This is a genomic window from Kribbella sp. NPDC031520 (assembly GCF_055580825.1).
On the sequence record NZ_JBVIKS010000003.1, the window covers coordinates 564,613 to 589,557 of the forward strand.

Here is a 24,945-nt window from a genome sequence, read left to right on the forward strand (position 1 = left end):
CTGCCCGCAGGCAGTGATTCACGACCAGTTGGTGTCATCCGACACCGGTTCCCCTCGCCGTTGTGCGGCCTTACTGCTTGAATCGACGGGTGAGAGATCGTGAGGAACTCGTCCGCCGTTGGCAGGCCGGGTGGTCAGTCTCGCGGGGCTGGACCACGGTTGAGGAGGACAACGACGGCATCCTGATCGTCCGGGCAGGTGAGGAGAGCCGGCCGACCGAGTACGTCGTACTGGACGCGGACGGGAAACCGGAGCGGGTGGAACGCGCCGCCCAGCTGGCCCTGGCCGACGGCGGCGGACGTGGCTCGGGCTGGATCACGCTGGCCACCGACGACAAGGAAGCCCGGATCGAGCAGCTGGAGGAGCTGGGCCTCGAGGTCCAGCAGGATCAGGACTGGCTGATGACGATCCAGCTGTCGGAGCAGCCGGCGCTGAAGCTGCCCGAGCGCTATGCGTTGCACACCGAACTCGAGGACGACCTGATCATCAGCCGCGCGACGCTGCACGGCGGCGTGGTGTCCAGCGGCCGGATGGCCGTGGTCGGCGAGGACGCGGTCGCGGACCGGATCGAGACCGACCCGGCCCACCGGCGGCGCGGGCTCGGCAGCGCGGTGATGGCGTCACTGGTGGAGACGGCCGCCGCGAAGGGCGCCAAACGCGGCATCCTGATCGCGTCGATCGACGGCCTGCGACTGTACCGGAGTCTGGGCTGGAAGGTGATCGCGGACATCGTGATCGCCCGCTCGCGGTAACCCTTACGAGCTCTTTCAAACGCTTGCCATCGTCAGAGCTGTGTGAAGTGCTTGGCTTGTTGGAGTTGGCAACCGCTGACCTGGGCAAGGCTGCTCAGCATGACGAACCACAGACGGTCACCAAGTAAAGGTGTGGCCGGTCCCCTCCTCGCGTCGTTGTCCGCTCTTGTTCTGCTCGCGGGCGTCGGGTGGTTCGTCATGCGGCAGACCGGCACGCCCCGGGCGACCAGCCAGGACACGCCGATCACGACCCCGCTGCCTGCTGGCGGCGCCTCGTCGGCTCCGGCCGCCACACCGTCTGTGCCGTCCACGCCGTCGTACACGCCACCCCGCCGTACGTCGGCGACACCGACGAGGTCCACGACCGCGCCGAGCCGGGGTAATACGCGGACGCCTGCCCCGTCGACGTACGCACCGACGCCCCGGCACACCGCGACACCGACTCCTACGCGCACAGCCACACCGACGCCGACCAAGACCACCAAGCCGGCGAAGACGCCGAAGCCGGCCGGCGGATCGGGTCCGGCCGAGGAGCAGGTGCTCACGCTGACGAACCAGGAGCGGGCGAAGTCGGGATGCGGTCCGCTGAAGTTCAACCAGTCGCTGATAGAGGCCGCCGAGGCGCACGCCGCCGACATGGTCGACCAGCACTACTTCGCGCACGACAGCCTGGACGGCCGCAGCCCGTTCGACCGGATGAAGGCCGCCGGGTTCAGTGGTGGTTCGATGGCCGAGAACATCGCGGTCGGGTACAGTACGCCGGCCGCGGTTGTGGCAGGGTGGATGAAGAGCCCGGGACATCGTGCGAACATCCTGAACTGCGCGTACACGATGATCGGCATCGGGTACGACCCCGGCCAGGTCGAGCCGGCCTGGGGCAACGGGAGCTGGGTGCAGGACTTCGGCGGCTGACTTTCGGTCGTCAGCCGATTTCAGTCAATCGTTTTCTTCAGGAATCGTTAAGAGGGCTTACGCCCGCGTAACGATGACCTCGCGCGTCGGTTAAGGTCGCTGTTCGGTGACCAGGGGGGACCTGGCTGTACCACGGGGAACGACGCGCAGTTTCGGTATCACGAAGAAACGAAGAGGATTCGCCCACCCATGACGGATTCGCCAACCCCCCGGCGGCACCGCGGCAGTAGACGAGCTCCCCGGCGGAGCCGTGGCCTGGTCGGCCCGGTTGTCAGCGCGCTCTCGGTACTGGTCGCGATCGGCCCTGTGGTCTGGCTGATGTCGCACGACAACACCCGTACCGACGACGCCGCCAAGGTGCTGAACGTCTCCGAGGACACCAGGCTGAACGGCGGCTCGTCGGTGGAGGCCACCACGACCGGGGCGCCGCTGATCACGATCACGAAGACGCTGCCGAACGGCGTGACGACCACCGCCGTCGTCGGTACGCCGGCGCACGGCGCGAGCGTCGTGACGGGTACGCCGAGCACACCGGGCACGCCGAGCAGCTCGCTCACCACGCCGGCCACGCCGACCGTCGGGGTGACGACGGTGACCGTTTCGCCGACCGCGGCCCGCAGTACCAGCCGTACTCCGAGTGCCACGCCGACGGCCAGGCCGGCACACAGGCCGTCGAGTACGCCGACCAAGACCCGGACGACCGAGCCGACCCCGAGCGACACCCCGGAACGGCCGACCGGCGGAGGTGGGACGAACGCCCAGGAACGGCAGGTCCTCGACTACACGAACCAGATCCGCGAGCAGCAGGGCTGCGGCCCGCTGAAGCTGGACAGCGCCCTCGTCGAGGCGGCCGGCGTGCACGCCTCCGACATGGTCCGCCGGCACTACATGGACCACACCAACCCCGACGGCCAGGACCCGGGCGACCGGATGGCGGCCGCCGGGTACCGCGGGTCGACGTGGGGCGAGAACATCGCCGCCGGGTACGACACCGCGGAGAAGGTGGTCGCCGCCTGGATGCAGAGCGACGGGCACCGCAAGAACATCCTGAACTGCCGGTTCACCTCGATCGGCATCGGCTACGACCCGGGCCAGGTGAGGTCCGACTACGGGCCGGGCAGCTGGGTCCAGGACTTCGGCCGAAGCTGAGCGCCGTGACTGTCATTGTTTCGAAGACACCGAGTGTGGCGGAAACGTTGTCGTACCGTCACAATGTCCGGCCGCATCACGGCCGGTCGCGGCGGGTAGAACCGTCCTTGTCATGGTGCCGGACGTTCCTGGGGGGCTCCGGTGAGACGGCTGGTGAGGCACGTCTCGGGGGCGCGACTTTGAAGGGAACAACGAAATAATGTCCGAGTCCGGCAACGGCCGGTACAAACCACGCAGGAAGGCGACCCGGGCGGCCCGCTCGTCGCGTTCCGGCAACCGGTCCACTCCGCCGCCCGCGGAACCCACCCCGCCCGCGCCGCCCGAACCCCCGCGCTACGCCCCGCGCAGCGACGAGTCCCCGTTCTGGGCCAACGCGCCCAAGGGCGGCAACGAGTCACCGTTCTGGGCCGGCAGCAACCAGTCGCGTCCCGCCACCCCGCAGTACGCCCCCCGAGGCGCCCTGCCCAGCTACACCACCCCCGACACCACATCAGGCCTCCCCACGCGCCCGGCCGACGCCCACCCCACCGCGAGCCACACCGACCAGCCCAACTCCACCACCGGAGCCCGCGCAGGAGAAGCCGCGTCCGGCTACCCAACTGGAGCTCGCGCAGAGGAAACGGCCTCCGGCTACACCCCTGGAGTTCGCGCAGGGGAGGCAGCCTCCGGCTACAGCTCTGGAGTTCGCGCAGGGGAGGCAGCTTCCGGTTTGACGGCAAGCCGCTCCGAGGCCCTCTCCCCCCGCCGCCCCGCCGGCGGCACCCCCTCCTGGGTAGACCAGTCCATCGACACCGACCCAGAACCCACCCGAGCCCGCCGAGCCGCCCGCCGCGCCGACACCCCCACCACCCCGAGCCTTATCGGCGACACCACCAGCCCTTCCCTGGGCGACACCGGCCGCACGCCGCTCGGCGACACCACGTCCCGTACGTCCTTCGGCGACACCGGCCGCACGCCGCTCGGCGACACCACGTCCCGTACGTCCTTCGGCGACACCGGCCGCACTCCGCTCGAAGACCCCGCGTCCCGGAGCTCCCTCGGCGACACCGGCCGCTCCTCGCTGGGCGACGCCGCGTCGCGTGCGTCGTTCGGCGACTCGGCTCGGCGCGCCGCCCTGGGCGACACCACCGGTGACGCATCCCTGGGCGGATCCTCGTCGCGGGCCTCCTCGGGGGACGCCTCCGGCGGTGCGGCGCTTGGCGAGACTGCGGGCACCTGGTCGTCCCGCCGTGCTGCCGACGACTGGGCCTCCCTCGGCCCGGCTGCGACCACCTCCGCGACCTCGCCGCGCACCACACCTGACGCCACGGGCGGCAGCACGTCGGCGGCCGACAGCCTGTCCAGCAGGTCTGAGGCCGGCCTGGCCGCGGACGCAGCTGCAGGGCTCGCCGCGGCAGGCTCAGCCGCGGGCATCCTCGCAGCAGCAGGCGACGCCACCACCCGTGGTGCATCCAGTACGTCGAACACCGGACGAGCCACCACAGCCAGCGAGCACGACGCGGGCCTGCGCATCACCTCGTACGACGCAACCGGCATCGGCGCCTATGCGACCGCTGCAGGCACCGCGGCAGACCCAGCAGATGCCCGCAGCACATACGGCGCTGCGACTGCTGCCGGCGCATCCGCGGCCACTGCAAGCTCCGCCGCAGAAAGTCGTAGCGCGTACAGCGCCGCGGCCGGCGCTGGTGCGGCTGCAGCAGGCACTGAGACGGCAGGCAGTCGTAGCGCGTACGGCGCCGCGGCCGGCGCTGGCTTGTCCGCGGCAGGCGCTGAGACGGTCGGCGCTCGTGGAGCGTACGGCGCTGCGGCTGGTGCGGGTGCGTCGGGTGGTGTTGGGGCTGCTGGTGGTGATGGTCACCACAGTGCTCCACTTGGTGGTTCTCGGGTCGGCGGCCGCGGTGGCTCTGGCCCCGGTGGTTCGGGACCTGGTGGTTCGGGACCTGGTGGTTCGGGTCCTGGCGGGTCGGGTCCCGGTGGGTCTGGGCCTGGGCGGCGGAGTGCGGCTCGGGCTGCGGCCGGGGGGCGGGCTTCGCGGGGGCGGCGGACGGTTATTGCTGTTGCTTCGGCGTTGCTGGTGATCACGCCCATCTCGTGGATCCTGCTGCACCAGCCGCAGAACGACCCGGCGGACGCCTCGGTCCCGATGGTCACGCGTACGGACGACACCTACCCCACGCCGACCACCAAGGCAGCCGTCGCGACCCCGTCGGCGAAACCGACCACCGCGCCCACGAAGACCCCGACGGTCACGCCGACAACGACGCCGACCGACACGCCAACGGCGACCCCGACGGGCAGCCCCACCGACAACCCGACGGACACCCCAACCCGGGAGTCGACCCGGAACCCGACCACCGCCCCGACCTCGGCCCCCAGCTCGACCGATCCGACCACGGCCCCGACGTCCCCCGGCAACACGGTCACCTCCAAGCCGACCCCCAGCACCCCACCCACGACCACAACCCCTCCGCCCCCGGTCGACGGCGGCATGCAGGGCACCGAGAAGCAACTGTTCGACATGATCGACAGCGCCCGTGTGGACAACGGTTGCGCCGCGCTGAAGCAGGACCCGAGCCTGACCAACAGCGCGCGGTCGACGGCGGGCAGCCGCGCGTCGTCCGGCAACAACCTGAACAGCGGCTCAGGGTCGCAGGCCGGTGCCGGCGGGGACAAGATGACCGTGCAGCAGGCCTACAACCAGATGATGAAGAACAGCAAGAGCACGATTCTCAACTGCGGGTTGACCACCTTGGGGGTTGGTACCGCCTCGGCTGACCACGACAGCGGCATCCTCTGTCCGCTGCTCTGTGGGACGACCACGCGCTACGCGTGGGTGGCGAACTTCTCTTAGGACTTCGGCACGCTTCCCGCCGGTTGGTGGGACCATGGTTGGGCGACCTGGTCCACCAACCTGCGGGAGGCTGGATGTTCTTCGAGCGTGATGATGTGGATCGGGCCGGGCCGGCGCATTTCGGGATCCATCCGGACGCGCTGTCCGAGCAGCGGCCGGATCCGCGGCCGGACGAGGCCCGGCGGATGGGGCTGAGCCGGCACACCGAGGAAGGCGCCGTACTGTCCTTCGCCTCGTCCCTCGACCGCGGCAAACCCGGTCACCGGATGATGGCCTGGATCCTGCTGATCACGTTCGCGGCGCCGGTGGTCTACATCCTGCTCGTACTGCTGTAGAACTCCTGCCGGTGCCGTTGCGGCGTCGTACCGAGCACCGTGTGGAAATGGTGCCGGAGCGCGTCGCTGCTTCCGAAACCGCATTCTGCCGCAACTCGTTCGACCGACAGATCCGTTGTCTCCAGCAACAACCGGGCCCGGTCCAGCCGTTGCCGCAACAACCACGCCTGCCCCGAACTCCCGGTCCGCGCCCGGAACTGCCGGGTGAACGTACGCCGCGACAGCGCCACCGCCCCGGCCCACTCGTCCAGCGATACGGGCTGGTCGAGCCGCGCCCGCGCCCACACCATCGCCTTCTCGATCACGTCGTCGGCGGGGTCCGGCGGTACGGGGACCGGGATGTACTGCGCCTGCGACCCGCTCCGGTGCGGCGCCACCACGATGTCCCGGGCAACCCTCTCCGCCACCTCGAACCCGTGGTGCCGCCGTACCAGGTGCAAGCAGCAGTCCAGCGAGGACGCCGTACCGGCCGACGTCACAAGATCGCCCTGGTCCGACCAGAGCACGTCCGCGCGCACCTTCAGCGACGGGTACCGCGACTGCAGCTCGTCGGCGAAGCGCCAGTGCGTCACCACCTCGCGCCCTTCCGCGATCCCGCTCTCCGCGACCAGGAAAGCGCCGACGCACAGCCCGACCACGGTCGCGCCGCGGGCGTGCGCACGCCGGATGGCGTCCAGCAGTACGTCGGACGCGACCAGCCCGGGCTCCCAGCTCGGCAGTACGACGACGTCGGCCGTCTCCATCGCGTCGAGCCCGCGATCCACGGTGATCCCGAACCCGGCGCTGGTCGGGAACGCCCCGGGTTCCTCGGCACACACCTGTACGTCGTACCGCGGCGGCAGACCGCGCCGCTCGCCGAGGACCAGGCACGGTACGGCCAGGTGGAACGGGCTCATCCCGGGATACGCGAACACCGCGACACTCAACATGAGAACAGTATGGCCCGATCTTCGGAAACTATGGCTCCCGGGCCAATGGTGAGACGGGTCACCGGACGCCAGGATCGTGGTCATGGAGATCACGCACATCGGCGGCCCGACCGCCGTCCTGAACCTCGGCGGCCTCACCTTTCTCACCGACCCCGCCTTCGACGAGCCCCGCGACTACCAGCTCCCGGGCCGGGTGATGACCAAGCTGACCGGCCCGGCGATCCCGGTCGCGGACCTCGGCCCGGTCGACGTCGTACTGCTCTCGCACGACGAGCACAAGGACAACCTCGACGACTCCGGCCGCGCGCTGCTGCCGTCGGTCCCGACCGTTCTCTCGACGCCCGGAGCGGCGCTGCGCATCGAGGGTGTACGCGGCCTGAAGAACTGGGAGGCGATCGAGCTCCCGCGGCCGGACGGCGGTGTCGTCACGGTGACCGGCGTGCCGGCGCTGCACGGGCCGGACGGCGCTGAGGCTGTCGTCGGGTTCGTGACCGGCTTCGTGGTGCAGGGCGAGGGACTGCCGACCGTTTACGTGTCCGGGGACAACGCGTCGCTCGGTCACGTGAAGGAGATCGCCGACCGGTTCGCGCCGATCGACGTCGCCGTACTGTTCGCCGGCGCCGCCCGTACGCCGCTGCTCAACGGGGCGAACCTCACCCTCACCTCGGAGGACGCGGTCGAGGCCGCGCGCATCCTGGGCGACGCGACGATCGTGCCCGTGCACACCGAAGGCTGGAAGCACTTCACCGAGGGCCCGGAGCGTTTCCTGGCCGCTTTCCGGGAGGCCGGCTTGGAGGGCCGGGTGGAAATGCTCGAGCACGGTGTTCCGAAGACGGTTGCTTGAGAGCTTGACGAGCACGGAGCGTGACGGCTAGCGTGCGACCGCCGGGGGGAACCGGCAGCTTGAGTTCATCGGGCCGGGGGGACATCGGCCCACTGCCAAGGGGGACATTTCCTGTGTTCGTACAGCGTTTTCGCACGCTCTTCGCCGCCGCCACGGCCGCAGTGGTGCTGGCCGGTACCGCGGTCCTCGCACCACTGACGGCCGACGCGGCGATCACGGCCGTCCTGAGCGGGATCCAGTACGACCCGCCGGGCCCCGACACCCGGACCAACGCACAGCTCAACAACGAGTTCTTCACGGTCCGGAACATCAGCTCGCGGCCGATCAACCTGTCCGGGTTCCGCGTGCTGGACGCGGCGAACCACCTGTTCGTGTTCCCGCGCGGCTACATCCTCCCGGGGCAGTCGACGGTGATCGTCCGCACCGGCAAGAACCGCAACCGCGCACTCACCCTGTACTGGAACCAGAGCTGGTACATCTGGAACAACACCGGCGACACCGCCCGCTTCCAGACCCCGGCCGGCAAGACGTTCGATACCTGCACCTACAAGGCCGTCGCCGGTCGGTACCGGGTCGCCTGCTGAGCACAGGCCGGTTGTCAGGAACGGGTCGCCGGCGCCGGGTCCGCACCGTCCGGGATCCATTCCTGGACGGTGATCTCGTCGCCGACGGAAATGTTGCCGGAGGCAAGTACTGCGGCCTTGATACCGAAGCTGACGCCGCCGCCGTAGGCGGGTTCGCGCCGGTACGTCGCCAGCGTCCGGGTCGGTTCCGGCCCGGACTTGGTGCCGGTCGCCTGGTCCACGGTGGGTACGGCGCACCGGATCCCGCGGGCCGAGTAGCCGATCTCGACCGCCCCCGCGGTCATCCGCAGTACGGAGTCCTCGGTGTGCGGGTCGGGCCAGCCGGAGATGACGAGGTTGGGGCGGAAGCGGTTCATCGGGATCGGGTTACCGCCGCGTTCGAGGATGCGGGCGTTGAGGCCGTCGAGGGACGACTGTGACGTGATCATCAGCGCGTGCGCGTCGCCGTATCCGGTGAGGCCGCGGTGGGCGCCCCAGCCGGGGCGTTCGTGTTCGGGGGTGACGCGGACCAGAGCCGCAGGCGTGCCGAGTTGCGCGGTGAACCAGGCGTCGGCGGCCGGATCCTGAACGACGCCCTGGCCGAACCATTTGCCGAAGAGGCTGACGTCGCGGCGTTTGCCGTCGTACCGGATCTCGACGTCGAGGTCGTCGGCGTTCGGTCCGGAGAGGCGGAGCGCGCCGCCGTCCAACGCGGCCCGCAGGGTGGCCATCGCGGGGAGTTTTCGCTGGCTGAGGAACGTGCCGTCGGGCTCGACGAGCATGAACAGACGGTCGTTGAGCAACCCGGTCGGGCCGGCTTCGGCGGTTTCGACGGGGATCCCGGCGAGACCTTTCACCGGGTAGTAGTTCAGGGCGGCAACCTTCGCGACAGACACAGGTCAAGCCTAACCGGCGCTTGATCTGTTGAATCATGTTGAGTTATGTTTGAACACGTGGAGAGCGTCGAGGAGTTCGCGGCCGCGTTGCAACGAGTACGGCGGAACGCCGGGCTGACGTACCGCGAGCTGGCGGAGCGGGCGCACTACTCGCACCCGCACCTCATCCGCGCCACCAACGGCAAACACCTGCCGGCCTGGGAGGTCGCGGCGGCCTACCTGACCGGCTGCAGTGTCCCTAACGACCTGCTCCCTCTCTGGCACCGGCGCTGGCAGGCCGCCAGCCGCGATCCACGGGACATCGCCGGCCTGCTGGACGATGCCGACACGCTCGAGGAGCTCGGTGCGGCGGTCGCGGCCCTCGCCCGACCGCACTCGCTCCGGGCGCTCGAACAGCTGACCGGCATTCCCCGCGCCACGATCCAGGCGTGGCTCCAAGGCACCCGGCTCCCCGGACGCGACCGCCTGGACCACCTGGTCAGAACAGTCGGCGCGACACCGGCCGAGCGGTCAGCGGTCGCGCAGGCGATCGACCGGCTCAGCTCCGGAAGACTGCGGCCGGCGCCCGCGGCGTGACGAAACCTTCCGCATCGGTCAGCAGCGTCGCCTTCCCTGCCAGCTCCGCCAACGGCGCCACGTCGTACGGGGGCTGGGCTTGGCGCCCGGCGTCGGTGAGGTCGGGGACGGGGTGCCGGGAGGCGACGAGGATGACGTTGCCGAAGCCTTTGCCGCGAAGGATCTTTCGTTCGGCCAGAACTGCCCCTGGTCCGATCGCGGACTGGACCGTGGCCGCTGCGCGACGCATGAAGGGCAGGCCTGGCTGCCCGTCGATCAGGTTGGCCACCAGTACGCCGGTGGGGCGCAGTACGCGAGCGCACTCCGCGAAGAACTCGGTGGTCACGAGGTTCGCGGGCACGGCCTCGTGTTCGAAGGCGTCGAGGATCATCAGGTCCATCGAGTCGTCGTACAGCTCGGTGATGCCGGCCCGCCCGGTGACCGGCCGGACCTTGATGCCGGAGCGCTTCGGGAGGGGCAGTGCTTCGCGGACGAAGTCGGTCAGGTCTTCGTCGGGTTCCAGGACGATCTGCCGGGAGCGCGGGCGGGTCGCGGCGACGTACCGGGGCAGACTCAGCGCGGCGCCGCCGATGTGCGTGACCGCGACCGGCTGACGTCGCGGCGCGACGGCGTCCACGACGTCGCCGATCCGGCGCATGTACTCGAACGGCAGGTGGGCCGGGTCCGCGAGGTCGATGTGGGACTGCGGAGTCCCGTCGACCAGCAGTACGAACGTACCGTCGGCCTGCGCCTCGACGGCGGCGAGCCCGGAGGCGGTCCTACGTTCCACCCGCCCATCTTCGCAGTTCGTCCGAACGAACGCCGAATGTGAGCAACCCAGCGTTGGACGCGGGAGCGCGGCTTGCTAGCGTCCGAAGCACACAATCGGATGAGCTAGGAGCGAGTCGTGAGCACTACACCGGTGAAGGTGGCCGTTACCGGGGCCGCGGGGAATATCGGTTACAGCCTGCTGTTCCGGATCGCGAGCGGTGCGCTGCTCGGGCCCGACACCCCGGTGGAGCTGCGGCTGCTGGAGATCACCCCGGCGCTGAAGTCCCTCGAGGGTGTCGTGATGGAGCTCGACGACAGCGCGTTCCCGACGCTGGCCGGGATCGAGATCGGCGACGACCCGAACAAGGTCTTCGACGGCGTCAACGTCGCGCTGCTGGTGGGTGCGCGGCCGCGGACGAAGGGCATGGAGCGCGGCGACCTGCTGGAGGCGAACGGTGCGATCTTCACCGTCCAGGGCAAGGCGCTGAACGACCACGCCGCGGACGACGTCCGGATCACCGTCACCGGCAACCCGGCGAACACCAACGCGCTGATCGCGAAGAGCAACGCGCCGGACATCCCGGCCGAGCGGTTCTCGGCGCTGACCCGGCTGGACCACAACCGGGCGCTGGCGCAGCTGGCGAAGAAGGCCGGCGTGCACGTCACCGACCTGAAGAAGATGACGATCTGGGGCAACCACTCCGCGACCCAGTACCCGGACATCTTCCACGCCGAGGTGGCCGGCAAGAACGCCGCCGAGGTCGTGAACGACCAGGCCTGGCTGGAGAACGACTTCCTGCCGACCGTGCAGAAGCGTGGCGCAGCGATCATCGAGGCCCGGGGCGCGTCCTCGGCCGCCTCCGCCGCGGCCGCCACCATCGACCACACCCGCGACTGGCTGAAGGGCACCGCCGAGGGTGACTGGACGTCGATGGCGGTCGTCTCCGACGGTTCGTACGACGTACCGGAGGGCCTGATCTCGTCGTTCCCGGTGACCACGAAGGACGGGAACTGGGAGGTCGTGCAGGGCCTGGAGATCAACGAGTTCTCCCGCGGCAAGATCGACGCCTCGGCCGCCGAGCTGGGCGAGGAGCGCGACGCGGTGAAGGACCTCGGCCTGATCGGCTGACACAGCACCAGCACAGCGGGCCCCGGGAGCGATCCCGGGGCCCGCTGTTCGTTCTCACCGCAAGCTGTACGCGGCAATCACAGTTTGCTTGGTGCTGTTCCCGGCCGCGTCCGTTGCGGTGGACCGCAATGAGACGGCCGTACCGGCCGGTGTCGGGAAGACCGCCTTGCCGCCGGCGACAGACGCCTGGCGCCAGGTCGCTCCGCCGTCGCCCGAGTACTCGATCTTCACCTTCGTCACCCCCTGCACCTCGAACGGCAGCACGGTGACCGGTTTGCGCGCCATCGTGTTGTTCCCGTCCACGTCGGGCCGGAAGCCGACGGTGTGGATCGGGATGCGCGTCTGGTCCGCGGACGACGTGAACGTCGCCTCCAGATCCATCCGGGTCGCGAACGCCCACAGCTGCTGCGTACCGGTCGTGACCAGCTTGTACGACGCCTTACCGGCCGGCTGGTCCGTGACCTGGACGTAACCGAACCGGTCCTCGGACCCGACCTCGGTCCCGTCCCGGTACAGCTTGGTGCTGCCGGTCGTCTCGATCCAGCCGGCGTGCCCGTCCGCGTCGGTGAGCGAGTACAGCAAGATGCCGAGCGTGCCACCGGACCGCTGCGCGGCGTTCACCGACGGCACGAAGGCGGCCGCGTTCCACCGCTCCCGGTAGTGCCGGCCCGCCTGGTACGGCATCGACCGACCCACCAGCGACCACTTCCCGAACGGGACGTGCGAACCGTCGGTGTCCTCCTCGGTCGAGCCGCTGAAGCCGTACGGCGTCTCGTCGACGTAGTACCGGATGGTCCGCGGCGGGTCGAGCCGGATCACCCGCGCCCAGCCGCTGGAGTCCCGCGGCCCGGTCGGGTACAGCATCTTGAACACCCGCTTGCCGTCCGCGGAGTTGACGGTCGCGTCAACGGCCGCCAGGCCGGACTGCTTCACCTTCCGGTCGAACCCGGTCGGGAAGTCGCCGGCGAAGTAGTTCGCGATCCCGTACAGGTACGGCGTGTTGGTGAAGAGCCCGTCGTCGCCCGGGATGCCCCACTGCGACGTGACATGCCCGGTCAGCTCGTCCGCGGGCAGCTTCGGACCGGCGTTGTACGTGAACACCGTCCCGAAGGGGAACAAGCCGACCTCGTACGAGTACACGTCGCCGCCGACCGCCCGCTCGTACCCGATCGCCGAGTTGGCCTGCCTCGCGGTGGGATCCGGCACCGAGGTCGTCACCACCTTCGCCTTCCGCTGGTCCAGTACGACGGTCCGGTCCGCGGTCAGCTTCACACTCGGCGCGACCATGAGGAACGAGATCCAGTCGTCGGGCGCGCGCTCGAACTCCTGGTACGTGTCGACCAGGTACTCGCCTTGCGGCAGCCGGACCGTGTACGTACCGTTCGCATCCGGCATGTTCCCGAGCAGCATCACGTCGTTGTCGATACCGACCAGGTTCAGCGGGTAGCGCACGTCGGGCGTACCGTCCCGCATCACCATCTTGACGGTCAGGTTGTACGACGGACCCTCTTTGTTGACCCCGACCGGTACGGTGACGGTCTGCCCGCCACCGGTCGCGGTGATCAGCCCGCTGTACAGCCCGTCCGCGCCGCCGAGCGCGGTGTCCGACGTCGCCTGAACGGAGGCCGTACCACCGGCCGGAACGGTCACCGAGTCGGCGCTCAGCTTCAGCGCACCGGCCGAAGCCGCCGCACCGTCCGGCCCGTTCAGTACCGAGGTCAACGCCAACGTGACAGCCGAGTCGCCGAGGTTCCGGAACGACACGTCGCGGGTCACCGGCCGGTCGTCGTTGTGCGGGAACTCCGCGAGGCCGAACGACACGTTCCCCGCCTCGGAGACCACGCTCTGCTTGATCGCCGTGGTCAGGTTGATCCGCCCGGCGCCCTGCTGGAACGTCGTCTGTCCGGACGCGACCTTGGCCGACCCCATCAGCGCGGCCTTCAGCTCGGCCGGCGTCCAGGTCGGGTGCTCCTGCAGCAGAATCGCGGCAGCGCCCGCGGTGTGCGGCGTCGCCATCGACGTACCGGACAGCCGCAGGTACTTGTCGCCGACCGGCTCGCCGATCGTCGAGTCCTTGGACTTGGCCGCGACGATGCCGACGCCCGGCGCGGTCACGTCCGGCTTCAGCGCGCTGTCGCCGACCCGCGGACCGCGACTGGAGAAGTCGGCCAACTGGTCCTGCTTGTCGACCGCGCCGACGGTGAGCGCCGCGTCCGCACTGCCTGGCGACGCAATGGTCCCGTCCGTCGGTCCGTTGTTGCCCGCAGAAATGACGAAGAGCGTGCCGGTCTGTGCCGTCAGCCGGTTCACGGCCTCCTCGACCGGGTCGAGTTCGGGCGTGTCCTGCCCGCCGATACTCAGGTTGACGATCTTCGCCTTGACCTCGGTCGCGGCCCACTCCATGCCGGCCAGCACCGCCGAATCCTCGCAGCCGCTGACCTCGCAGACCTTGCCGTCGTAGATCCGCGCGTCCGGCGCGACCCCCTTGTACCGCCCGTCGGACGCGGCGCCGGTACCGGCGATCGTGGACGCGACGTGCGTACCGTGCCCTTTCACGTCGTCCGCGGTCTCGGTGGTGAAGTTCTTCTCGCCGGCGACCTGCGGTGCGAGGTCGGGATGCGTCGCGTCCACTCCGGTGTCGAGCACCGCGACCGACACGCCCTTGCCGGTGTACCCGGCCCGCCACGCGTCGGGTCCACCGATCTGCGGCACCGACTGGTCCAGCAGGATCTGCCGCTTCCCGTCCAGCCACAGTTTGCTGAACCCGGCCGAGCCGATGAAGTCCTTCGCACTGCTCTTGCTGACCTTCATCGCGGCGCCGTTGATCGACGGCAACTGCCGCGCGACCTTCGCCCCGGCGGGTACGGCGTGTTTCGCGACGGCGTTCCCGCTGTACGTCGCGAGTACCGGAATCGTGCTCGTCGACGCGTCGTCGTACCCGTCCTTCACCAGCTCGGCGACGTCGAACAGCCGGCGGTCGATCCGCCCGCTGCCGACGTCCTTGCTGACATCGGCCGGGATCACGTACGCGTGCCCGCGGACGCTCTGCTTCACGAAGCCGACGTGCTGCCGGCCCGCGCCGGGCTCGACGGTCAGCTTGGTGATATCGCCACCGGGCAGCAGCACCCGGTCACCGGTGATCAGCGTGACGCTGACATCTGTGGTCTTGTTCTTGTGAACGGGCGGCGCGAGCACTCCGGCCTGCGCCGGTGTCAGCACTCCGGCCGCGAGGCCCGCGAACGCCAGGACGGCGATCGCGGGCCGTGCTCGGCGCATGGATCTCGAACTCACAGGGCCTCCCCAGAAAAGTCGGTTGTAGGCCTTGTGTACGGTCGGGTCCGTTTGGTTCCCGGATTCGGCTATGGAGCAACGAGAGTGCTCGACTGCCCGGCGGCGGTCAGCGACGCGGCGACGAAGCCGTTCGCCTTCAGTTCGTCGATCAGGTCGCGGAGGTAGGCGACCGTCTCCTCGCTCTTGTCCTTCGTCGTACCGACGGCCTGCTGGATCTGCATGAACCGCTCGTCGATCAGACGGAGGTCGGGGTTCTCGGCGACGTACTGCGTGATCGGCTGGCGGATCCCCGCCGCGACTTCGAGCCCCTCGGCACGGAACACGTCCACACCATCGGCGCCCCGGATGACCTCGGCGTGCTGCACGGTCCTCGTCAGGTACAGGTCGTAGGCCGAGCCCTGCTTGACCCCGATCCGCACGCCCGCCGCGTCCACGTCGGCGACCCTGGTCAGCTTGGAGTCCTGCGGTACGGCGAAGACGCCTTCGATCACGACGTACGGTGCGGTGAATGCGACCTCGGCCGCCCGGGCCGGCTCGATCGCGAGGAAACAGAGGTCCGCCTGGCCGGTGGTCAGCGCCTCGAACGACTTACGCGCCGCGTCGAAGCAGACCAGCTCCAGCGGCAGGCCGAGCCGCTCGGCGAGTTCGCGCGCGAGGTCGACGGTGATCCCGGCCGGCGCGTCCGGCGTACCTTGCGCGAGCACCGGATTGCCGAGGTTGATCGAGGCGCGGAGGACGCCGGTGGGCGCGAGGTCGGCGGCAACAGTCGTCATACCGGCGACCTTATCCACGCCCTTGAACCTCGGCGCCGGACGAATGACGGATCTCGTCAGTCGTGCCAGTTTTCGTAGAGACATTGCGTAAGTCGGTCAGTGGTCCTACTGTGTGCGCAGGAACCGTCCGATAGGGGTGTCATGAGGCGTGGAAGTACGCTGCTGCTGCTGGCTGCTGCGATGGTCGTACCAACGACTCTCGCGGTGCCGGCGGAAGCGCACGAGAGCAAGCGTGTCGTCGGGTACTACACCAACTGGAGCGGGTACGGCCGGAACTTCCTGGTCAGCGATCTGGTCAAGAACGGGTCCGCGGCGCGGCTGACCCAGATCAACTACGCGTTCGGCTCCGTCGACGCCCAGGGGAACTGCACCAGCAGCGATCCGTGGGCGGACTACCAGCGGCCGTTCACCGCCGAGCAGAGTGTGAACGGCAAGGCCGACGAGCCAGGCCAGGTGCTCAACGGCAACCTGAATCAGCTGAGGGAACTGAAGCAGAAGTACCCGAAGCTGCGGATCAGTATCTCCCTCGGCGGCTGGACCGGCTCGGCGCACTTCTCCGACGTGGCGCTCACGCCGGCCTCCCGGGCCGCGCACGTGAAGTCCTGCATCGACCTATGGCTGAAGGGGAACCTGCCGGGGCTCCCCGCCGGTGCCGCGAAGGGCATCTTCGACGGTGTCGACCTGGACTGGGAGTGGCCGGCCAGCGACGGCAACCCGGGCAACGTGATCCGGCCCGAGGACAAGCAGAACTTCACCGCGCTGGTGCACGAGTACCGCAAGCAGCTGGACCGGCTGCCGGGACGGCGGCCCAACCTGACCGCGTTCCTGCCGGCGAACCCGGCGATGATCGACCGCGGGTTCGAGGTACGGCAGCTGTTCAAGGACCTGACGTTCGGTACGACGCAGGGGTACGACTACCACGGTCCGTGGGAGAACCTGACGAACCAGCAGTCCGCGATCGACGGGCCCGCGGGCGATCCGACCACGCCGGAGTTCAGCTCGCAGGTGACGATCGACGCCTACCTGTCCCGAGGTGCGCCGCGGAACAAGCTGGTGATGGGCGTGCCGTTCTACGAGCACGGGTGGACCGGCGTGACGAACCAGAACCACGGTCTGTTCCAGCCGTCGACCGGCCCGGCGCCGGGGACGTTCGAGGCCGGTACGGACGACTACCGGTACCTGAAGGCGCAGTTGGCGAACTACACCGTGTACCGCGACAACCAGGCCGGATTCGCCTGGCTGTTCGACGGTACGACCTTCTGGACCTGGGACGATCCGGTCGAGATGGCGCGCAAGGCGCAGTACATCTCGCAGCGCGATCTCGGCGGCGCGATGATCTGGTCGCTGGACGGTGACACCACAAATGGCGAGCTGATCTCGGCGTTGCACCGTAACCTTCGGTGAGTGGATCTCAACGCTCTTCAGGACAGGTTCGGCGCGGGTAGCGCCGAGCCTGTCCACGTCGGCTGCTCCGGCGCGACGGTCGTCCGGCTCGACCGTGGGCCGGAGCGCCTTTATTACAAGGCCGGTCCTGGCGTCTCCGATGAAGCGGACCGATTGGCGTGGCTCGGCTCGACCGGGTTCCCCTGCCCGCGAATCGTTGATCGCGGCAACAATTGGTTGCTGACTTCGGAGCTGCCCGGCCTGGACGCGTCGCAGCCTTGGCCGGCCGCTGACCGCCCCGCCGTCCTCGCCGCCATCGCCGATGGCCTCCGCCGGCTCGACGAGCTCAGCGGCTGTCCGTTCAGGTCCCTGTTCCCAGGCGCCGGCGAGGCGGTCACGCACGGGGACTACTGCGCGCCGAACGTTTTCGTCGACCCGGAAACGCTGCGCTTCACCGGCATCCTCGATCTGAGCCGGCTCGGCGCCGGCGACCGCTACATCGACCTCTCGCTGATGTTCTCGAGCCTGCGCGGCGAGTTGAACCCGCAGTACGGCGGCCTGCCGGCGGCACGGCGCTTCGTCGAACTGTACGGCGGCGACCCGGACGACCCGCGCATCGAGCACTACGTCACCCTGGACGTCACCGAAGGTTGATCAGGGTTTGTTCAGCTGCACCACGTTGAAGTCCGTACCAGGCGGTGCGCCGGGCCCGAGTGGCGGCGGGAAGCCGAGGTCGAAGCGGGCGTTGACCAGCGCGAGCCGGTGACCGTCCGCACCGATCGCCGTCGGTACCCGGAAGAGCGGATTGGTGGTGATCCCAACGATCCTTCCGGTACTGAGGTCCGGGGCGAGCTGGATCTTCACCAGCTGGTTGGCGAAGTTCTGCACCACCCACAGGGTCCGCCCGTCCAGCAGGATGCCGTCCGGCGTACCAGGCGTGAGTGCCCCACCGGTCAACGGAAGCGGACGGCTCGCGCCGGTCCGTGGATCGACCAGGTACAGCGCCCCCTGTGACGAGTGCCCGACGATCAGCACGTGCCCGTCACTCGGCGCCGCGATCCCGTTCAGGTTCGGGAAGTCGCCGATGAACGCCGCCGGACCGGTCAACCGGATCGTCCGCGGCCTGCCGATCCGGCTGCCCGGCCCGATCGGGACCTGGTAGATCACCGGCCGGAGCGAGTCGGTGAAGTACGCGGCGTGATTGGTGACCATCACGTCGTTGATCAGCGTCCCGGCACCGGTGCTCAGTACGAGGTTGGCCAGCGTGGCACCGTTGCGGGTGCTGTAGACGTAGGCATGGCCGTCGAACGCGCCGGCCACCCACAGCCGCTGCGCGGACGCCTCGACCTTCATCCCGGTCGCCGCGCGGCCCGGCGGTGCATCGACGAAGAGTGCGCCCTTTCCGGACCGCAGACTGCCGCGGTAGATGTCACCAGTGGTGATCGACCCGGTGTAGAACGTACTCTTCGGACCGACGGCGAGACCCTCCGGCTGGAAGTCGTTCGGCAACGGGATCGACGCCGGGAACGGCGCGGCCGCGGCAACCGTCAGTGCCACCGCGGACACGATCAGCGCAAGTTTCTTGAACATGACCAGACACCCCCTGAATCCCCTTGTTTTGAAGGTAGATCCGGGGGGCTCGGTCGTCCAGAGCAACTATTCGGTACTGCGCAGTTCGGTCGGCGCGCCGTGCACCGCGGGGATCGAGCCGAGCTTGCCGGCCTGGAAGTCCTCGAAGGCCTGGATCACCTCGGCGCGGGTGTTCATCACGAACGGCCCGGCCATCGCGATCGGCTCCCGGATCGGGCGGCCGCCGATCACCAGTACGTCGAGGTTCGGCTCCGCCTGCGGTTGGGTCGTACCGGCCGCCGTACGAAGGACGTCGCCCGGACCGAAGACTGCCAGCTGCCCCTTGCGGATCGGCCGCCGGTCGGCGCCGACCGTACCCTGGCCGGCCAGCACGTAGACGAGCGCGTTGTAGTCCGGCTGCCACGGCAGCACCAGCTCGGCGCCCGGGCTGACGGTCGCGTGCACCAGCGTGATCGGGGTGTGCGTCGATCCCGGGCCGTCGTGCCCGTCGACGGAGCCGGCGATCACGCGGACCAGCGAACCGCCGTCCGGGGTGCTGAGCAAGGCGGCGTCGCCGCCGCGGATGTCCTGGTACCGCGGCGGCGCCCACTTCAGCGCCTTCGGCAGGTTCACCCAGAGCTGGATGCCGTGGAACAGGCCGCCGCTGACCACCAAGTGCTCCGGCGGCGTCTCGATGTGCAGCAGGCCGCTACCGGCCGTCATCCACTGGGTGTCGCCGTTGGAGATGACACCGCCACCGCCGTTGGAGTCCTGGTGTTCCATGATCCCGTCGAGCATGTATGTGACGGTCTCGAAGCCGCGGTGCGGGTGCCACGGGGTGCCCTTCGGCTCGCCCGGCGCGTACTCCACCTCGCCCATCTGGTCCATGTGGATGAACGGGTCGAGGTCGCGGAGGTCGACGCCGGCGAAGGCCCGCCGGACCGGGAAGCCCTCGCCCTCGTAGCCGCTCGGCGCGGACGTCACCGACTTCACGGCGCGCTCGTGCACGACGGCAGGGTCCTGCGGGCTGATCCGGGGCAGGACGGTGATGTCGCTGACGGTCACGGCCGGCATAGCGTGCTCCTCGCTGGTTGGTAGTTCAAGAATAAACTATCTCCTCGAACCACAGCAAGAGCGCACGCATTCCCGCCTCATTGCAAGCTCCCAGCCCGGCACCACCCCACCCGCGGCTCGGGCAGGCTCGCGTTCGTGCGGTGGTCTGGCGAGAGGCGAGGCGGACCTGGGTCACTCACCAACTCCCGCGACCACCCGCGCTCTGGGGGCTCGTACGCCTGAGGGCAGTCGTCGCGCAGGCCGATGGTGAGTGGTGGACGTCCACGCCATCACATTCCACCGTGGCACGGCTCGCGCTCGCTCGGGCATCCGGCGGAAGGGCGATTGTGATGGCCTGGCGGACCGCAAGCTCGGGACGCCGGGAGCGGGAGGCGGACTCCGGCGTGGGAGACTCTTCGGGTGACGGCGCAGATTTTGGATGGCAAGGCGACGGCGGCGGCGATCAAGGACGAGCTGAAGGTCCGCGTCGCGAAGCTGGCCGAGCAGGGTGTGGTGCCTGGGCTGGGCACGATCCTGGTGGGCGACGACCCGGGCAGCCGGGCGTACGTCGCGGGCAAGCACCGCGACTGCGCAGCCGTCGGGATCGCCTCGATCCAGGTCGAGCTGCCGGCGACCGCGACCCAGGACGAGATCGCCGCGAAGGTGCGCGAGCTCAACGAGAACCCGGACTGCACCGGCTTCATCGTCCAGCTCCCATTGCCGAAGCACGTCGACACGAACACGATCCTCGGCCTGATCGACCCGGCGAAGGACGCCGACGGCCTGCACCCGGTCAGCCTCGGCAAGCTCGTCCTCGGGCAGGACGGCCCGCTGCCCTGCACCCCGAAGGGCTGCGTCGAGCTCCTCCGGCGGTACGACGTACCGATCGCCGGCGCGCACGTGGTCGTCGTCGGCCGCGGCGTCACCGCGGGCCGGCCGATGGGGCTGCTGTTCACCCGGCGGAGCGAGAACGCGACCGTCACCCAGTGCCACACCGGCACGAAGGACCTCGCCGCGGTGGTCCGTACCGGCGACATCGTGATCGCCGCCGCGGGTTCGGCCGGCCTGATCACCGCGGACATGGTGAAGCCCGGCGCCGTACTCCTCGACGTCGGCACCAGCCGCAGCGCCGAGGGCAAGATCGTCGGCGACATCGACCCCGCGGCCCGCGAGCAGGCCTCCTGGATCGCCCCCATGCCCGGCGGCATCGGCCCCATGACCCGAGCCATGCTTCTGACCAACGTCGTAGAAGCCGCCGAATCGAGTCTCGTTCGATGACCTCGAGCACGACGGCGCACGGGTTCGTGCTGGGTGGTACGACGTACCGGCTCGAGCTGGGTGTGACGTGCTGATGGCCGGCGAGGCTCAGCGCCGCAGCCAGTGGCCGCTGGCGTTGTCGCTCCTGGTCGCCCTCACCGGCCTGGTGGTCATCTGGTTCTACAACTGGCGCAACGGAGTACTCGTCTTCGCCGGCTCACTAGGCCTCGCCGCCGTCCTCCGAGCCACCCTCTCCGACACAGCAGCCGGCCTCCTCCACGTCCGCAGCCGCATGTTCGACACCACCTTCCTCCTCCTCACCGCCACCGCCATCACCGTACTGGGCCTCATCGTCCCCAACTGATCAACGATTAGTACTTTTAGGTTCTAGAACCTAGAGGTACTATTGTTCTCGAATGGCGTTCACGATCGTCTACACAGACGACTGTTACAAATGGTTGGACCGGTTGCCGCGAAGCGATCGGATGCGCGTGCTGGCCAGGGTCAATTTGATCGCCGAACAAGGCCCAGGACTTGGTAGGCCGGTCGTCGAGACGATCAAGGCGTCGCGTCATCCGAACATGAAGGAGCTCCGCAGTGGCACAGTCCGGGTGCTGTTCGCGTTCGATCCCGTGCGCCAAGCCGTGTTGTTGATCGGCGGTGACAAGGTCGGGCAATGGGAGGCGTGGTACCGACGGAACATCCCGATCGCCGACGAGCTTTACGACGAATGGCTGGACGAACTCGAGAAGAACGAGAAATCCTGACTCGGAGGGAGGAGAACTGGTGAAGTACAGAACGCATGACGAGGTACTGGCCGAGTTCGTCAAGACGCCTGAGGACAAGGCCGAAGTTGCGGCCTTGAGTGAAGAGGCACTCGCCGAGGTGCGTGCGCATCGGCTTGCTGATGTGCGTCAACAGCACGGCCTCACCCAGACCGATGTTGCCGACCGGCTGCACATCACGCAGACCGCCGTCTCGAAGATCGAGCGCGGAGAGTTGGCGCGCTCGGAGCTGAGCACCATTCGTCGGTACGTCGAAGCCCTCGGCGGCAAGCTCGAGATCATCGCCGACTTCGGCGACGAACGCCTCGTGCTCGGCTGAGCCGATAACTACCTGCGTCCCGGGCCAGGCGCCGGGATAATCGGGTGGATGGTGAGGATTCGTCGGGCGGTTGCTGGGGATGGGGCGGAGGTTGCGCGGGTTTATGTGGACTCGTCGAACGACGGGTTCAAGGGGTTGTTGCCGGCGGCGGTGCTGGATGACGGGCGGATCGCTCGGTGGACGGCAACTGTTGCTGGGGGCAACTGGTGGGTGGCGGAGGTGGACGGGCGGATCGCCGGGGTTGTGGGGATCGGGGCGAGCCGGGATCCGGTCGACCCGGAGCTCGGGGAGCTCGACACGATCGCGGTCGACAGGCCGTACTGGCGTCGCGGCGTCGGGACCGCGTTGATGGCGAAGGCGCTCGAGGAGCTGGCGGCGCGGTACGACGAAGCGATCGTGTGGACGTTGGCGAACTATCCCCAGGGGCAGAACTTCTACGTGAAGACAGGCTGGACCCTCACCGGGCAAACCCGGGACGAGGGGCGGCAGGTGTCGTACGGATGCAGGTTCAGGTAGTTGCCCTGGCCGACCTTCTGATAACCACCATCGGCCTCTGCCTGCTGACCACCGGTTGACGTACGAAAGCCGGACCGAGAGAACCTCGATCCGGCTTTCGGAGGTTGTGGCTCAGTGGAAGAAGTGGCGGGTTCCGGTGAAGTACATGGTGATGCCGGCCTTGTTGGCGGCTTCGATGGCGGCTTCGTCGCGGATGGAGCCACCCGGCTGGACCACTGCCTTCACGCCGCCCTCGATGAGGACCTCTAGGCCGTCGGGGAAGGGGAAGAACGCGTCGGAGGCGGCTACCGAGCCGGTGGCGCGGTCGCCGGCGCGGGAGACGGCCAGGCGGCAGGAGTCGACTCGGTTGACCTGGCCCATGCCGACCCCGACGGACGCGCCGTCGGAGGCGAGCAGGATGGCGTTGGACTTGACGGCGCGGCATGCCTTCCACGCGAAGGCCAGGTCGGCCAGCACCTCGTCGGACGCCGGGGCTCCGGCGGCCAGGGTCCAAGCGGACGGGTCGTCCCCCGGGGCCTGGAAGCGGTCGCGGTGCTGGAGCAGGAGGCCGCCGCTGATCGCGCGCAGTTCGACCGGCTCGTCCGCGGTCACGGCCGGCGCGACCAGCAGGCGGATGTTCTTCTTCGCCTGCAGGATCTCAACGGCGCCGTCCTCGAAGGCCGGGGCGACCAGGACCTCGGTGAAGATCTCCGCGACCTGCTTCGCCAGGTCCACCGTGACGGGGCGGTTCGTCGCGATCACGCCGCCGTACGCCGACACCGGGTCGCACTCGTGCGCACGCCGGTGCGCCTCGGCGATGTCCTTGCCGACCGCGATACCGCACGGGTTCGCGTGCTTGATGATCGCGACCGCCGGCTCACTGAAGTCGTACGCGGTACGACGGGCCGCGTCGGCGTCGACGTAGTTGTTGTACGACATCTCCTTGCCGTGCAGTTGCTCCGCCGCCGCAAGACCGCCGCGGCCGTTCAGGTACAGCGCGGCCGGCTGGTGCGGGTTCTCGCCGTACCGGAGTACGGCGGCCTTGTCCCACGAGGCGCCGACCCACGCCGGGAAGCCGGTACCTTCGCTGGAGTCCGTGAGCACGCTGCCCATCCAGGACGCGACAGCGATGTCGTACTCAGCCGTGTGTACGAAGGCCGCCGCCGCGAGCTTCTGCCGCTCCGCCAGCGAGAAGCCGCCCTCGCCCAATGCAGCCAGCAAATCCGAGTACTGCGAAGGAGAGGTCACCACGGCAACGCTCGCGTGGTTCTTGGCGGCGCCGCGCACCATCGACGGCCCGCCGATGTCGATCTGCTCGATGCACTCGTCGACCGACGCACCCGAGGCGACCGTCTCCGAGAACGGGTACAGGTTGCTGACCAGCAGGTCGAACGGCTCGACCCGCATCTCCTTGAGCTGTTCGACGTGATCCGGCTTCCGCAGATCCGCGAGCAGCCCCGCGTGCACGAGCGGGTGCAGCGTCTTGACCCGCCCGTCGAGGCACTCCGGGAACCCGGTCAGGTCCTCGACCTTGGTCACCGGTACGCCGGCCGCCGCGATCCGGGCCGCGGTGGAACCGGTCGACACCAGCCGGACACCGGCGGCGTGCAGCGCCGAGGCGAGCTCCTCCAGACCGGTCTTGTCGTAGACGCTGATCAGCGCGCGGCGGATCGGCCTGCGGTCGGTGCTCACTTCAGTCGAACCTTTCGTCCGGTGATGGTCCAGCCGTCGCGGACCAGCCGGCCGACCCACTCCACCAGCTGGCGCCGTTCGACCTCCTTGATCCGCTCGGTCAGGGTTTCTTCGGTGTCGTCGTCCTCGACCGGTACGACGACCTGCGCGATGATCGGCCCGGTGTCGACGCCGCCGTCCACGAAGAACAGCGTCGCCCCGGCGACCTTCACGCCGTACTCCAGCGCGTCCCGGGGACCGTGGATCCCGGGGAAGGCCGGCAGCAGCGCGTTGTGGGTGTTGATGTAGCGGTCGCCGAACGCCTCGAGGAAGTCGTCGCCGACGAGCTTCAGGAAGCCGGCCGACACGACCAGATCCGGCTTGTACTCCAGGACCGACGCCGTCAGCGCACGATCCCAGTCTGCGCGCGAGGCGTATGACTTCACCTTGTGCACGAAGGTCGGCACCCCGGCGGCCGCGGCGCGGTCCAGCCCGGCGATGCCGTCGCGGTCGGCGCCGACGGCCACGACCTGAGCGCCGTACGCCGGGTCGGCGCAGGCGTCCAGCAAGGCCTGCAGGTTCGACCCCGACCCGGACACGAGCACGACCAGGCGTGCGGAACCGGAGTCGGAAGAAGCAGCAGTCACGGCGGGCAGCCTATCG

At 69.1% G+C, this 24,945-nt stretch carries 26 protein-coding genes; 16 read left to right on the forward strand and 10 right to left on the reverse strand.

Translation table 11 applies throughout. The features are described from left to right. Positions 1-89 precede the first annotated feature (89 nt). The gene (locus ACZ5BU_RS18075; protein ID WP_465700223.1) at positions 90-752 is read left to right on the forward strand and encodes a GNAT family N-acetyltransferase; all 663 of its coding nucleotides are present in this window, start codon (positions 90-92) and stop codon (positions 750-752) included. Between the two features lie 32 nt (positions 753-784). On the opposite strand, the gene ACZ5BU_RS18080 is transcribed toward ACZ5BU_RS18075, so the two are convergent. After that, positions 785-1,297, reverse strand: a complete 513-nt coding sequence (locus ACZ5BU_RS18080) for a hypothetical protein (RefSeq protein WP_465700225.1) — start codon at positions 1,295-1,297, stop codon at positions 785-787. Between ACZ5BU_RS18080 and ACZ5BU_RS18085 the strand changes: the two genes are divergently transcribed. From ACZ5BU_RS18085 to ACZ5BU_RS18100, 4 genes are all read left to right on the forward strand, one after another. Further along, complete coding sequence (locus tag ACZ5BU_RS18085) at positions 1,290-1,664, forward strand: CAP domain-containing protein (RefSeq protein WP_465700227.1); 375 nt, start codon at positions 1,290-1,292, stop codon at positions 1,662-1,664. The genes ACZ5BU_RS18080 and ACZ5BU_RS18085 overlap by 8 nt on opposite strands. A gap of 189 nt (positions 1,665-1,853) precedes the next feature. After that, positions 1,854-2,813, forward strand: a complete 960-nt coding sequence (locus ACZ5BU_RS18090) for a CAP domain-containing protein (RefSeq protein WP_465700229.1) — start codon at positions 1,854-1,856, stop codon at positions 2,811-2,813. Positions 2,814-3,012: 199 nt separating this feature from the next. Continuing rightward, on the forward strand, positions 3,013-5,664 hold the full coding sequence (locus ACZ5BU_RS18095; RefSeq protein ID WP_465700231.1) for a spore germination YkwD domain-containing protein: 2,652 nt from the start codon (positions 3,013-3,015) through the stop codon (positions 5,662-5,664). Between the two features lie 74 nt (positions 5,665-5,738). After that, entirely contained in the window at positions 5,739-5,999 is a 261-nt protein-coding gene (locus ACZ5BU_RS18100; RefSeq protein WP_465700233.1) for a hypothetical protein, read from the forward strand. Here the strand turns inward: ACZ5BU_RS18100 and ACZ5BU_RS18105 are convergent. Beyond that, positions 5,975-6,928 (reverse strand): GlxA family transcriptional regulator, encoded by a 954-nt coding sequence (locus ACZ5BU_RS18105; RefSeq protein ID WP_465700234.1) that lies wholly within the window; start codon positions 6,926-6,928, stop codon positions 5,975-5,977. The two genes, ACZ5BU_RS18100 and ACZ5BU_RS18105, sit on opposite strands and share 25 nt — an antisense overlap. An 82-nt stretch (positions 6,929-7,010) precedes the next feature. Here ACZ5BU_RS18105 and ACZ5BU_RS18110 point away from each other — a divergent pair, with 82 nt between their 5' ends. Both ACZ5BU_RS18110 and ACZ5BU_RS18115 read left to right on the forward strand, forming a co-directional pair. Next, positions 7,011-7,772, forward strand: coding sequence for an MBL fold metallo-hydrolase (locus ACZ5BU_RS18110; protein WP_465700235.1), 762 nt, complete (start codon positions 7,011-7,013; stop codon positions 7,770-7,772). A 113-nt stretch (positions 7,773-7,885) separates the two neighbouring features. Then, entirely contained in the window at positions 7,886-8,356 is a 471-nt protein-coding gene (locus ACZ5BU_RS18115) for a lamin tail domain-containing protein (RefSeq protein WP_465700237.1), read from the forward strand. Between the two features lie 14 nt (positions 8,357-8,370). On the opposite strand, the gene ACZ5BU_RS18120 is transcribed toward ACZ5BU_RS18115, so the two are convergent. Continuing rightward, positions 8,371-9,231 (reverse strand): MOSC domain-containing protein, encoded by an 861-nt coding sequence (locus ACZ5BU_RS18120; protein WP_465700239.1) that lies wholly within the window; start codon positions 9,229-9,231, stop codon positions 8,371-8,373. A gap of 57 nt (positions 9,232-9,288) precedes the next feature. On the opposite strand from ACZ5BU_RS18120, the gene ACZ5BU_RS18125 reads away from it, so the two are divergent. Further along, on the forward strand, positions 9,289-9,807 hold the full coding sequence (locus ACZ5BU_RS18125) for a helix-turn-helix domain-containing protein (RefSeq protein ID WP_465700240.1): 519 nt from the start codon (positions 9,289-9,291) through the stop codon (positions 9,805-9,807). Here the strand turns inward: ACZ5BU_RS18125 and ACZ5BU_RS18130 are convergent. Beyond that, entirely contained in the window at positions 9,770-10,576 is an 807-nt protein-coding gene (locus tag ACZ5BU_RS18130) for a spermidine synthase (RefSeq protein ID WP_465700241.1), read from the reverse strand. The two genes, ACZ5BU_RS18125 and ACZ5BU_RS18130, sit on opposite strands and share 38 nt — an antisense overlap. A gap of 117 nt (positions 10,577-10,693) precedes the next feature. Between ACZ5BU_RS18130 and ACZ5BU_RS18135 the strand changes: the two genes are divergently transcribed. Continuing rightward, positions 10,694-11,686, forward strand: coding sequence for a malate dehydrogenase (locus ACZ5BU_RS18135; RefSeq protein ID WP_465700243.1), 993 nt, complete (start codon positions 10,694-10,696; stop codon positions 11,684-11,686). A gap of 54 nt (positions 11,687-11,740) precedes the next feature. Here ACZ5BU_RS18135 and ACZ5BU_RS18140 read toward each other — a convergent pair whose 3' ends face one another. Both ACZ5BU_RS18140 and ACZ5BU_RS18145 read right to left on the reverse strand, forming a co-directional pair. Continuing rightward, the gene (locus ACZ5BU_RS18140; RefSeq protein WP_465700244.1) at positions 11,741-14,977 is read right to left on the reverse strand and encodes a S8 family serine peptidase; all 3,237 of its coding nucleotides are present in this window, start codon (positions 14,975-14,977) and stop codon (positions 11,741-11,743) included. Positions 14,978-15,045: 68 nt separating this feature from the next. Further along, positions 15,046-15,750: a transporter substrate-binding domain-containing protein gene (locus ACZ5BU_RS18145; RefSeq protein ID WP_465700246.1), complete on the reverse strand. Its 705-nt coding sequence runs from the start codon at positions 15,748-15,750 to the stop codon at positions 15,046-15,048. 141 nt (positions 15,751-15,891) lie between these two features. Between ACZ5BU_RS18145 and ACZ5BU_RS18150 the strand changes: the two genes are divergently transcribed. Both ACZ5BU_RS18150 and ACZ5BU_RS18155 read left to right on the forward strand, forming a co-directional pair. After that, positions 15,892-17,154 carry a glycoside hydrolase family 18 protein gene (locus ACZ5BU_RS18150; RefSeq protein ID WP_465700247.1) on the forward strand — a complete coding sequence of 421 codons (1,263 nt, stop codon included), beginning with the start codon at positions 15,892-15,894 and terminating at the stop codon, positions 17,152-17,154. Next, on the forward strand, positions 17,155-17,787 hold the full coding sequence (locus tag ACZ5BU_RS18155; protein ID WP_465700249.1) for a phosphotransferase: 633 nt from the start codon (positions 17,155-17,157) through the stop codon (positions 17,785-17,787). Here the strand turns inward: ACZ5BU_RS18155 and ACZ5BU_RS18160 are convergent, their stop codons facing one another. Next, complete coding sequence (locus ACZ5BU_RS18160) at positions 17,788-18,723, reverse strand: SMP-30/gluconolactonase/LRE family protein (protein ID WP_465700250.1); 936 nt, start codon at positions 18,721-18,723, stop codon at positions 17,788-17,790. Between the two features lie 66 nt (positions 18,724-18,789). Continuing rightward, positions 18,790-19,776, reverse strand: a complete 987-nt coding sequence (locus ACZ5BU_RS18165; RefSeq protein ID WP_465700252.1) for a pirin family protein — start codon at positions 19,774-19,776, stop codon at positions 18,790-18,792. 399 nt (positions 19,777-20,175) lie between these two features. On the opposite strand from ACZ5BU_RS18165, the gene ACZ5BU_RS18170 reads away from it, so the two are divergent. From ACZ5BU_RS18170 to ACZ5BU_RS18190, 5 genes are all read left to right on the forward strand, one after another. Beyond that, positions 20,176-21,033 (forward strand): bifunctional methylenetetrahydrofolate dehydrogenase/methenyltetrahydrofolate cyclohydrolase, encoded by an 858-nt coding sequence (locus ACZ5BU_RS18170; protein ID WP_465700253.1) that lies wholly within the window; start codon positions 20,176-20,178, stop codon positions 21,031-21,033. Between the two features lie 73 nt (positions 21,034-21,106). Next, positions 21,107-21,376 carry a DUF3017 domain-containing protein gene (locus ACZ5BU_RS18175; RefSeq protein ID WP_465700255.1) on the forward strand — a complete coding sequence of 90 codons (270 nt, stop codon included), beginning with the start codon at positions 21,107-21,109 and terminating at the stop codon, positions 21,374-21,376. A gap of 52 nt (positions 21,377-21,428) precedes the next feature. After that, on the forward strand, positions 21,429-21,779 hold the full coding sequence (locus ACZ5BU_RS18180) for a type II toxin-antitoxin system RelE/ParE family toxin (protein ID WP_465700256.1): 351 nt from the start codon (positions 21,429-21,431) through the stop codon (positions 21,777-21,779). A gap of 19 nt (positions 21,780-21,798) precedes the next feature. Beyond that, complete coding sequence (locus ACZ5BU_RS18185; protein ID WP_465700258.1) at positions 21,799-22,116, forward strand: helix-turn-helix domain-containing protein; 318 nt, start codon at positions 21,799-21,801, stop codon at positions 22,114-22,116. 48 nt (positions 22,117-22,164) lie between these two features. Next, entirely contained in the window at positions 22,165-22,632 is a 468-nt protein-coding gene (locus ACZ5BU_RS18190) for a GNAT family N-acetyltransferase (RefSeq protein ID WP_465700259.1), read from the forward strand. A 111-nt stretch (positions 22,633-22,743) separates the two neighbouring features. On the opposite strand, the gene purH is transcribed toward ACZ5BU_RS18190, so the two are convergent. Continuing rightward, positions 22,744-24,303, reverse strand: coding sequence for a bifunctional phosphoribosylaminoimidazolecarboxamide formyltransferase/IMP cyclohydrolase (gene purH / locus ACZ5BU_RS18195; protein WP_465700261.1), 1,560 nt, complete (start codon positions 24,301-24,303; stop codon positions 22,744-22,746). Then, entirely contained in the window at positions 24,300-24,929 is a 630-nt protein-coding gene (gene purN, locus ACZ5BU_RS18200; RefSeq protein ID WP_465700262.1) for a phosphoribosylglycinamide formyltransferase, read from the reverse strand. The genes purH and purN overlap by 4 nt, the downstream gene beginning before the upstream one ends. Positions 24,930-24,945: the final 16 nt, after the last annotated feature.

Excerpts from the sequence above, each read along its gene's own strand:
- ACZ5BU_RS18100 (WP_465700233.1), top strand. The coding sequence starts at position 5,739 with ATGTTCTTCGAGCGTGATGATGTGGATCGGGCCGGGCCGGCGCATTTC.
- ACZ5BU_RS18175 (WP_465700255.1), top strand. The coding sequence starts at position 21,107 with ATGGCCGGCGAGGCTCAGCGCCGCAGCCAGTGGCCGCTGGCGTTGTCG.
- ACZ5BU_RS18110 (WP_465700235.1), top strand. The coding sequence starts at position 7,011 with ATGGAGATCACGCACATCGGCGGCCCGACCGCCGTCCTGAACCTCGGC.
- ACZ5BU_RS18165 (WP_465700252.1), bottom strand. The coding sequence starts at position 19,776 with ATGCCGGCCGTGACCGTCAGCGACATCACCGTCCTGCCCCGGATCAGC.
- ACZ5BU_RS18150 (WP_465700247.1), top strand. The coding sequence starts at position 15,892 with ATGAGGCGTGGAAGTACGCTGCTGCTGCTGGCTGCTGCGATGGTCGTA.
- ACZ5BU_RS18145 (WP_465700246.1), bottom strand. The coding sequence starts at position 15,750 with ATGACGACTGTTGCCGCCGACCTCGCGCCCACCGGCGTCCTCCGCGCC.
- ACZ5BU_RS18105 (WP_465700234.1), bottom strand. The coding sequence starts at position 6,928 with ATGTTGAGTGTCGCGGTGTTCGCGTATCCCGGGATGAGCCCGTTCCAC.
- ACZ5BU_RS18180 (WP_465700256.1), top strand. The coding sequence starts at position 21,429 with ATGGCGTTCACGATCGTCTACACAGACGACTGTTACAAATGGTTGGAC.
- ACZ5BU_RS18190 (WP_465700259.1), top strand. The coding sequence starts at position 22,165 with ATGGTGAGGATTCGTCGGGCGGTTGCTGGGGATGGGGCGGAGGTTGCG.
- ACZ5BU_RS18090 (WP_465700229.1), top strand. The coding sequence starts at position 1,854 with ATGACGGATTCGCCAACCCCCCGGCGGCACCGCGGCAGTAGACGAGCT.
- ACZ5BU_RS18095 (WP_465700231.1), top strand. The coding sequence starts at position 3,013 with ATGTCCGAGTCCGGCAACGGCCGGTACAAACCACGCAGGAAGGCGACC.
- ACZ5BU_RS18160 (WP_465700250.1), bottom strand. The coding sequence starts at position 18,723 with ATGTTCAAGAAACTTGCGCTGATCGTGTCCGCGGTGGCACTGACGGTT.